Origin of the sequence: Thiolapillus sp. (assembly GCF_048562965.1) — a bacterium.
GTDB classification, from domain to species: domain Bacteria; phylum Pseudomonadota; class Gammaproteobacteria; order Chromatiales; family Chromatiaceae; genus Thiolapillus; species Thiolapillus brandeum_A.
Map to the genome: position 1 here is coordinate 1 of NZ_JBHNMF010001296.1, position 717 is coordinate 717.

General features: G+C 40.3%; 1 protein-coding gene. It reads left to right on the forward strand.

Features of this window, described 5'->3' with window-relative positions; genetic code table 11:
* Nucleotides 1–714: hypothetical protein (locus ACOCD2_RS23925; protein ID WP_419595358.1), on the forward strand; the 714-nt coding region annotated here is incomplete at its 5' end.
* Nucleotides 715–717 lie beyond the last annotated feature (3 nt).

Below are 717 nucleotides of genomic sequence, written 5' to 3' on the forward strand. Positions count from 1 at the left end.
CTAATCGAAGACGTATTGAGAAAATTTGCGGCGGATCAACAGCTGGGAATGGGGTACCTGGACAATGATCGGTCAGGTGTTCGGTTCTCAATTTATTTAATTAAAAAGGAGCTAAAGGCACGCGGACATACTCGCTCATATACTGAAATCTATGATTCCCTAATGATTCTATCGGGGTGCCATATCACCATTACAAGTGAAGACAGTGAAGAACTATGCGCTTCTGGCATCCTTAACTCACTTGCTGGAATTTCAAAAAGAACCAGTGAGAAAAACCCGAAGGCTTTTTGGTATGCGGATTTTTCGCCTCTTGTCACCGTGGCAATCCGCTCCCACAACTACCGCCAAATCAATTTCTATAAGTCAATGTCCTTTTCAACACAACTTGCCCAGTGGTTCTATAAGCGGTTGTGCCATAACTTTGTCCAAGCGAGCTTTTTAAACAACTATAAAATAACATTTTCCACTATCAGCCGTGATAGTTTGCTTCTTTTTGATTCGCGTAAAAATCAGCAGGTTTTGCGCGTCGATAATGCACTCACAGAATTAGTCAACAATCACGTCCTAAATGATTTTGAAAAAAACATAACACGAGGAGCGAGAAATTCTATTGCTGAAATCGAATATGTTTTACAACCACATTCTGATTTCATTAAAGACGTGAAAGCGGCGAATGCCAGAGCAAAAAACATCAGAAAAACCCTAAAACCATAAAAC